The organism is Catellatospora coxensis, assembly GCF_016862635.1.
In the GTDB taxonomy this organism is placed as follows: Bacteria; Actinomycetota; Actinomycetes; order Mycobacteriales; family Micromonosporaceae; genus Catellatospora; species Catellatospora coxensis.
On sequence record NZ_BONI01000003.1, the window covers coordinates 1 to 3128 of the forward strand.

The 3128-nt window shown below is 70.8% G+C and carries 5 protein-coding genes; all 5 read right to left on the bottom strand.

Annotated elements, in window-relative coordinates; all coding sequences use genetic code 11:
- Positions 1–23: 23 nt before the first annotated feature.
- Entirely contained in the window at positions 24–221 is a 198-nt protein-coding gene (locus tag Cco03nite_RS02585) for a hypothetical protein (RefSeq protein ID WP_203688288.1), read from the bottom strand.
- A 154-nt stretch (positions 222–375) separates the two neighbouring features.
- The gene (locus Cco03nite_RS02590; protein WP_203688289.1) at positions 376–894 is read right to left on the bottom strand and encodes a GNAT family N-acetyltransferase; all 519 of its coding nucleotides are present in this window, start codon (positions 892–894) and stop codon (positions 376–378) included.
- Positions 895–928: 34 nt separating this feature from the next.
- Positions 929–1354, bottom strand: a complete 426-nt coding sequence (locus Cco03nite_RS02595) for an MmcQ/YjbR family DNA-binding protein (protein ID WP_239167058.1) — start codon at positions 1352–1354, stop codon at positions 929–931.
- A 144-nt stretch (positions 1355–1498) separates the two neighbouring features.
- A complete protein-coding gene (locus Cco03nite_RS02600) occupies positions 1499–2050 on the bottom strand; it encodes a hypothetical protein (RefSeq protein ID WP_203688291.1) in 552 nt (183 codons plus the stop codon).
- A gap of 54 nt (positions 2051–2104) precedes the next feature.
- Entirely contained in the window at positions 2105–2857 is a 753-nt protein-coding gene (locus tag Cco03nite_RS02605) for an SDR family oxidoreductase (RefSeq protein WP_203688292.1), read from the bottom strand.
- Between the last annotated feature and the right edge of the window lie 271 nt (positions 2858–3128).

Genomic DNA, 3128 nt, shown 5'->3' on the forward strand with positions numbered 1-3128 from the left:
GAAGGCGTCGAGCGCGACCGCGGTCAGTCGCGCCTGGCGCGGCGAGCGCCGCGCTCGCGGTCGTCGGCGAGCAGCACCGTGGCGACCAGGCCCGCGACGACGATGCTCAGGAACCAGGTGTCGTCGTCGGACAGCCACGCGGTGAACGGCGCATACGCGGCCATCAGCAGGAACGCGGCCCACATGCCGCGCCGCTGCGCGTGGCTCAGGAATCCAGTCATCCGAAAAGGGTGCCATCGTCTTATTACGAGCGCGGACACTCTTTCGGATGATTCTGTCCCCGATCAGGTTTATCGCCCTGACTCGACGGCAACAGACTGCGGCAACCCGGTCAGGCATCGATGGCCGGAACGGCCCCGGTGAACCCGCGGCGGCTCAGGATCGCACGGCGGCGAACACTGCCACGGGCGGCTCGTCGGCGTCGTAGCGGTCCGACAGCCCTTCGAACGCCATACCGATCTTCTCCGCGACGCGGCGCGAGGCCACATGATCGGGGTGAACGAGCGCCACCAGCCGGTCGACGCCGTGACGCCAGGCATGGTCCATCGCCCCGCGCGCGACCTCATAAGCGTATCCGCGGCCCCAGTAAGGCCGGGCGAAATGCCAGCCGATCTCGTGCTCCCCGGCGGCTCCGTCCAGCGGGCGTATGTAGACGTCCCCGACGAACACGCCGTCGTGAGTCGTGACGGCCCAGAATCCGCAGCCCGGCCCGCGCTCGGCGACGCCCTGCCAGCGCGGGATGTCACCGACGATGATGTCGACGTCGGCTGGCGGCTCGTCGCCGGTGAAGCGGCAGACCTCAGGATCGGACCACATGGCGAAGGCATCGGCGGCGTCGGCGCGGTCGAACGGCCGGACCAGGAGCCGCTCGGTGCTGAAGACAGTGGTGGACACCGGGGAAGAGTACGGCCACCACCGGCGGTGATGTTCAGGCCGGCGGGTTCCCGGCGAGCCAGACCGATGCCCGGCGGGCCGAGGCGCGCGACAGCCACGCGTCCTGGACCAGCTCGGCCAGCTCCCGGCGGCTGATCTCGCCGACCCGGCAGGCCCGCAGCAGCACCGACGGGTGGCCGTTGAAGTGGGCGGTGGTGAAGTACGGCGAGGACTCGTCCTGGACCATCGCCTGCTTGTCGGCGTCCGAGCCGACCCAGAAGACGATCACGTCGGGGTAGCGCTCGCCGGTGTCGGGGTCGACGGCGTCCGGACGGGGATTGCGGAAGAAGATGAACGACTTGCCGCCCACCTGGTAGACGGGGTTCTCCCCGGTCCCGTACTCGACGGTCACGTGCGGCATGGCCAGGGCCAGCTCGTGCACGTCGTCAACCTGGGCGGGCCGCTCGTCATCGTCGGACACGCTCCTGAGCATATGCCGCGGCTTGTCGGTTGGACGGGCGCACGACCGCCACGACAGGATGGGAGGATGCGTTCTCGAACTGCCGGCATGTGATGGGGCACCCGTTCTGCCTCTGCCTCGACGAGGGCTGACGGGCGACGGGGACTACCGGCGCGCGCCGGCCGAACGGCGGCGGCGCACGACGAACGCCCATCCGATCGCGGTCAGCAGCAGGACCGTGCCGAGCTGCCAGGGGAAACCGATCAGCAGCGTGGACCAGCTGCCGACCGGGTCTGTACGCTGCCAGGTCGTCTCGACCCTGTGTCCGCCGTCCGGTCCACCCGGAAACATCGGCGGGGTCGTCGGGGCGTAGACCAGGCCCACCGTGTCACCGCCGAAACGGCTGCCCAGCTCGCGGAACAGGGAAGAGCTGAGCCGGGTCGTCTCGACGTGGACGAGGCCGTCCGCGCCCGCGTAGACGGCGGTCCATCCGCCGTATTCCATGGTGATCAGTTCGTCCGTGACCGCGTCGAGGACCGCGGGGCGGCTGCCGGATGACGTCGAGCCCCCTGCGAGCACCAGGAGGTCCACCCCCGACAGCGGTACTCCGGACCAGTGCCGCGGACTCAGCCCGGCGGCCGCCGTCGAAAGCACCAGCAGCGGGGTCAGCGCCGCCACACAGACCACGGTGATCACGGCGTCGCGAACTCGAGTCATGCATCCTGGACGCGGGACACGGGTCGGCGGTTGCCGATACGCGCTCGGGTCGGGTCAGATCGTCTTCCGCTGTTCCCGCAGCCACTCGTCGAAGGTGGTCGGCGCGATACGGGCGTTCCTGCCGGGCAGCATCACGTCTCCGGCCATCTCGACGCCGAGGACCGACGACCAGGTGGGCACGAGTTTCACGGCGCGCCCGCGGGCCTCGCCGGTGCGCCGGGCCATGTCCACCAGGTCCTGCGTCTCGGGTCCGGCGACGTCCCGGTGCCGCCCCTGCGGCTCGTCGACGGCGACCTCGGCGAGCACGTCGGCGATGTCGGCGGGGGCGATCGGCTGTATCAGCAGCGGCGGGAGCGACGCGACCCCGTTCTGCTCGGTCCAGGTCACGACCGTCGCGGCGAAGTCGTGGAACTGCGTTGCCGGGACGATCGTCCACGGCACCGGACCGGTCTCGACGAGGCGTTCCTGCTCCCGCTTGCCGGCGTAGTGGGCGTTGCCCTCGACGCGGTCGACGCCGACGATGGAGAGCAGGACGTGGTGGCGTACGCCGGCGCGCTGCTCGGCGGCGAGCAGGTTGCCGGTCGCCGTCTGGAAGAAGGCCACCGTCTCGGCGCGGTCCCGGGCCGGGCCGTTGGTGGCGTCGATGACGGCCTCGACACCGGTCAGCGCGGCGTCCAGGCCCTGCCCGGTCGACAGGTCCACGCCGAGCGAGCGGCTGATGCGGACCACCTCATGCCCGGCGAGCTCCAGCGCGGCGACGGTGAGCGAGCCGATGTTCCCGGTGGCCCCGGCGACGGCGATGCGCATGGCGTCCGGTCCTCACCTCGTCGGAGACCTCATGGACATGGGCCATCGTATGACGGTGCGCCCGGCCCGTCCTGGATTCGCACACGGCAGCGCGTCACCCGGGCCGTCGGCCGGGTGACGCGCTGCCGGGCGGCGATGGGCTCAGGCGGTGCCGGTGAGGGCGAAGCTGTCGATGTCGAACAGGCTGCCGGTGCCGGTGAAGACGAGGTACAGGGGTCCGGAGCCGGTGGTGATGGTGGTGGTGATGTCGGTGTAGTTGCCCCAGCCGCCG

What these genes read in the sequence shown, in the direction of transcription:
- Cco03nite_RS02585 (WP_203688288.1), bottom strand. Translation starts at nt 221, where the DNA reads ATGACTGGATTCCTGAGCCACGCGCAGCGGCGCGGCATGTGGGCCGCG.
- Cco03nite_RS02600 (WP_203688291.1), bottom strand. Translation starts at nt 2,050, where the DNA reads ATGACTCGAGTTCGCGACGCCGTGATCACCGTGGTCTGTGTGGCGGCG.
- Cco03nite_RS02605 (WP_203688292.1), bottom strand. Translation starts at nt 2,857, where the DNA reads ATGCGCATCGCCGTCGCCGGGGCCACCGGGAACATCGGCTCGCTCACC.